Origin of the sequence: Dietzia sp. E1, from assembly GCF_014145015.1 — a bacterium.
GTDB classification, from domain to species: domain Bacteria; phylum Actinomycetota; class Actinomycetes; order Mycobacteriales; family Mycobacteriaceae; genus Dietzia; species Dietzia cinnamea_A.
In genome coordinates this window covers 1-3,998 of sequence record NZ_JAALDU010000204.1, presented here as the reverse complement: position 1 = coordinate 3,998, position 3,998 = coordinate 1, and the positions used below count along the sequence as shown (strand labels likewise).

General features: G+C 70.3%; 4 protein-coding genes and 1 pseudogene. All 5 read right to left on the bottom strand.

Translation table 11 applies throughout. From position 1 onward, the window contains the following. Positions 1–342 (bottom strand): annotated as a pseudogene (locus tag G6030_RS07960) (CPBP family intramembrane glutamate endopeptidase); the annotation flags it as partial. After that, the gene (locus G6030_RS07955) at positions 339–1,034 is read right to left on the bottom strand and encodes a 3-oxoacid CoA-transferase subunit B (RefSeq protein WP_277817436.1); all 696 of its coding nucleotides are present in this window, start codon (positions 1,032–1,034) and stop codon (positions 339–341) included. The gene G6030_RS07955 and the pseudogene G6030_RS07960, both read right to left, overlap by 4 nt. After that, positions 1,034–1,810, bottom strand: coding sequence for a CoA transferase subunit A (locus G6030_RS07950; RefSeq protein WP_182642751.1), 777 nt, complete (start codon positions 1,808–1,810; stop codon positions 1,034–1,036). The genes G6030_RS07955 and G6030_RS07950 overlap by 1 nt, the downstream gene beginning before the upstream one ends. 32 nt (positions 1,811–1,842) lie before the next feature. Continuing rightward, on the bottom strand, positions 1,843–3,492 hold the full coding sequence (locus G6030_RS07945; protein ID WP_182642750.1) for an AMP-binding protein: 1,650 nt from the start codon (positions 3,490–3,492) through the stop codon (positions 1,843–1,845). Between the two features lie 102 nt (positions 3,493–3,594). Next, a partial coding sequence (locus G6030_RS07940) for an aldolase/citrate lyase family protein (protein WP_182642749.1) occupies positions 3,595–3,998 on the bottom strand: 404 nt, incomplete at its 5' end.

Below are 3,998 nucleotides of genomic sequence, written 5' to 3'. Positions count from 1 at the left end.
CGAGCGGTCCGGTCGCCGCAGTCCCACGTCCGCCCAGGCGAGTCCCCGGCGTCGGAGGAGATGGACCCGCACCGCGGCGAGCGTGGCCACCGCGGTCCCGGCCAGGACGAGCAGGGCGATGGTCGCGGAGTCGGGGCGGCCGGCGCCCGCCGCGCGCACGGCGAGGAGTCCGAGGATGACGACGACGACGAGGACCACCACGTACCCGAGCACCCACGCCAACGCCGACAGCGCCGCCCGGCCGCGGACCGGTGTGGTCCAGAGTCCGGGGGCGCTGTGGCCGCGTGGGGCACGTCCGGGCGGGGGCCCGGTGTGCGGGAGCCCGTGCGGTGGCGTCGTCACCTCAGGTCGTCGGCCACCCGGAACGGGGCGTCGGTGGCGGCGGTGATCTGCTCGAGGGTCACGCCGTCGACCAGTTCGATGAGCGTGAGCCCGTCGGCGTCGCGGTCGAAGACACCGAGCTCGGTGATGATCCGGTCCACGCAGCCCAGGCCGGTGAGCGGGAGGGTGATCTCGGAGACGATCTTCGACGAGCCGTTCTTGGCGACCTGGTCCATGACCACGACGATACGGCGGGCGCCCACGACGAGGTCCATGGCGCCGCCCATGCCCTTGACCATCGCGCCGGGCACCATCCAGTTGGCGATGTCGCCGGCGGGGTTGACCTCCATGGCCCCGAGGATCGCGACGTCGATCTTGCCGGAGCGGATCATTCCGAAGCTCGTCGCGGAGTCGAAGATCGCGGACCCGGGCAGGGTCGTCACGGTCTCCTTGCCTGCGTTGATGAGGTCGGGGTCGACGTGGTCGGGGTGCGGGTACGGGCCGATGCCCAGCAGCCCGTTCTCGGACTGCAGGGTCACGGTCACCCCCTCGGGCACGTAGTTCGGCACCAGGGTCGGCAGGCCGATCCCGAGGTTGACGTACTGGCCGTCCTCCAGCTCCAGGGCCGCGCGGGCGGCCATGGCCTTGCGATCCCGGCCGAGGCGTACGGGCCGGTCACCGGGCTGGGCGTCAGGGGTGGCGGCGGTGCTCATCAGCGCTGTCCTTCCGACGGCGGGTTGGTGGTCATCTTCTCGATCCACTTGGTCTGCGCGACCTGCTCGGGGGTCAGCTCGACCAACCGGTGGACGAAGATCCCGGGCAGGTGGATGTCGTCGGGCGCGAGCTCGCCGACCTCGACGACCTCCTCGGCCTCGACGATGCACACGCGCCCGGCCATCGCGGCCAGCGGCGAGAAGTTGCGGGCGGTGAGGTTGAACCGCAGGTTACCGCTGCGATCGGCCACCGCGGCCCGCACCAGCGAGTAGTCCGCCTCGATGGCCTGCTCGAGCACGTACGTCTCGCCGCGGATCTCCCGGGTCTCCTTGGGCGGCGAGGCCACGGCGACCCCGCCGTCGGAGTCGTACTTCCACGGCATGCCGCCGTCGGCGACGAACGTGCCCACCCCGGTGCGCGTGTAGAACGCCCCGATCCCCGAGCCGCCCGCGCGCATCCGCTCGGCCAACGTCCCCTGCGGGGTGAGCTCCACCTCGAGCTCGCCGGACAGGTACTGCCGGGCGAACTCCTTGTTCTCCCCCACGTAGGAGGAGACGATGCGCCGCAGCTTGCCGGTCTCCAGCAGGATCCCCAGACCCTTGCCGTCGACGCCGGCGTTGTTGGAGAACACCTCGAAGTCCCCCACGTCGCGCGCGGCGAGCGCCTCGATCACGATCTGCGGGATCCCGCACAGGCCGAACCCTCCGGCGGCGATGGACGCCCCGTCGGGGATGTCCGCGACGGCCTCCGCCGCGGTCATGAGTTTGCTGGACATTCACGCACTCCTTGGATTGGACGGGCGGGCGGTCAGGCGATGCCGAGGATCTCGATGGCGCTCTTGCGCATGTCGACCTTGCGGACCTTGCCGGTGACGGTCATGGGGAACTCGTCCACGACGTGGACGTACTTCGGGATCTTGTGCCGGGCGAGCTTGCCGGTGGCGAACTCGCGGACCTCGTCGGCGGTGAGGTCGTCGCGGCCCGGCTTGAGCCGGACCCACGCCATGAGTTCCTCGCCGTACTTGGGGTCCGGCACGCCGATCACCTGGGCGTCGAGGATGTCCGGGTGGGTGTAGAGGAACTCCTCCACCTCGCGCGGGTAGATGTTCTCGCCACCCCGGATCACCATGTCCTTGATGCGGCCGGTGATCTTCACGTACCCGTCGGCGTCCATCTCCCCGATGTCGCCGGTGTGCATCCACCCCGCCTCGTCGATCGCCTCGGCCGTCTTGTCCGGCTGCTCCCAGTACCCCAACATGACGCTGTAACCCCGGGTGCAGAACTCGCCTGCCTCCCCGCGCGGCAGGGTTTCCCCGGTCGAGGGGTCGATGATCTTGATCTCCAGGTGCGGGCCGACCCGGCCCACGGTGGACACGCGCCGGTCGAGGGAGTCGTCGGCGCGGGTCTGGGTGGACACCGGCGAGGTCTCGGTCATGCCGTAGCAGATCGACACCTCGTCCATGTTCATTCGGTCGATCACCTGACGCATGGTGGCCTCCGGACACGGCGAGCCCGCCATGATGCCGGTGCGCAGCGTGGACAGGTCGTAGGAGTCGAAGTCGTCGAGCGCGAGCTCGGCGATGAACATCGTCGGCACGCCGTACAGGCTTGTGCACTTCTCCTGCTCTACCGCCTTCAGCGAGGCGACCGGGTCGAACGCGGGCGCCGGGATGACCATGCACGACCCGTGGGTGGTACACGCGAGGTTGCCCATCACCATGCCGAAGCAGTGGTAGAAGGGCACCGGGATGCACACCCGGTCGACCTCCGAGTAGCTGATGAGCTCGCCGACGAAGTACCCGTTGTTGAGGATGTTCGAGTGCGAGAGCGTCGCCCCCTTGGGGAAGCCCGTGGTGCCGGAGGTGTACTGGATGTTGATCGGGTCGTGGTTCGTGAGCCCCGCCCGGATCTCCGCGAGGACGTCGGCGTCGGTGGGCCCGGAGACCATCGACTCCCACTCCTCGTCGCCGAAGAGCACCACCAGCTCGAGATCCGGGCAGTTCGGCTGCACCTGCGCGAGCATCCCGGTGTAGTCCGAGTCCTTGAACTGCGGCGCCGCGATCACGGCCTTGATCCCTGCCTGCTTGAGGACGAACTCGAGCTCGTGGACGCGGTAGGACGGGTTGATGTTGACCAGCACGGCGCCGATCTCGGCGGTGGCGTACTGGACCATCACCCACTCCCACCGGTTGGGCGACCAGATCCCCACCCGGTCCCCCGCGCGGATCCCGAGACGGTGCAGGCCCGAGGCGAGCCGGCGCACGTCGGCGAGGAACTCGCTGTAGGTCCAGCGCCGGCCGGCCTGCACGTCGACGAGCGCGTCGCGGTCGCCGAACTCCTCCACGGTCGCCGCGAGGTTCTCCGGGATCGTCTGGGTGAGGAGAGGGACGTCGGTCTCTCCGCGCGTGTGCGACAGCGCGGGGTCGAGGGGGGTGGCATCGAGATCGGCGGTGGTCATCTCGCTACTCCTTGAGGGTGGGGCCGGGCGGCCCACGAAGAGGGAACTGCGGTGTCGGGTGGCGGCGATATCAGGTGGCTGCGGTGTCGGGTGGCGGCGCTGTCAGGTGGCTGCCGAGGCGCGACGCATCGTCGCCTCGGCCTGGCGGAAGACGGGACCGTCGACCATGCGACCGTCCAGCTGGAACACGCCCTGGTTGTGCTCCGCGGCGGCGAGTACCTTCCGCGCCCAGGCCACCTCGTCGTCGTCGGGCGCGTAGGCCTGCCGCACCACCGCCACCTGGGACGGATGGATGCAGGCGGTACCCACGAACCCCAGCGCGACGGCGTCGAGGGCCTCGGCGCGCTGACCTGCCTCGTCGGCGATGTCGAGGTGGACGGAGTCCACCGCCCACCGACCGAACGCGGCCGCGGCGAGGGCGACCCGCGCGCGGGCGTGACGCGGCACGTCGCGGTACTCGCCCGCTACGCGGGGGCCGCCCGCCTCGGCGGTCGAGAAGCGGCTGG

What these genes read in the sequence shown, in the direction of transcription:
- G6030_RS07955 (WP_277817436.1), bottom strand. Translation starts at nt 1,034, where the DNA reads ATGAGCACCGCCGCCACCCCTGACGCCCAGCCCGGTGACCGGCCCGTA.
- G6030_RS07950 (WP_182642751.1), bottom strand. Translation starts at nt 1,810, where the DNA reads ATGTCCAGCAAACTCATGACCGCGGCGGAGGCCGTCGCGGACATCCCC.
- G6030_RS07945 (WP_182642750.1), bottom strand. Translation starts at nt 3,492, where the DNA reads ATGACCACCGCCGATCTCGATGCCACCCCCCTCGACCCCGCGCTGTCG.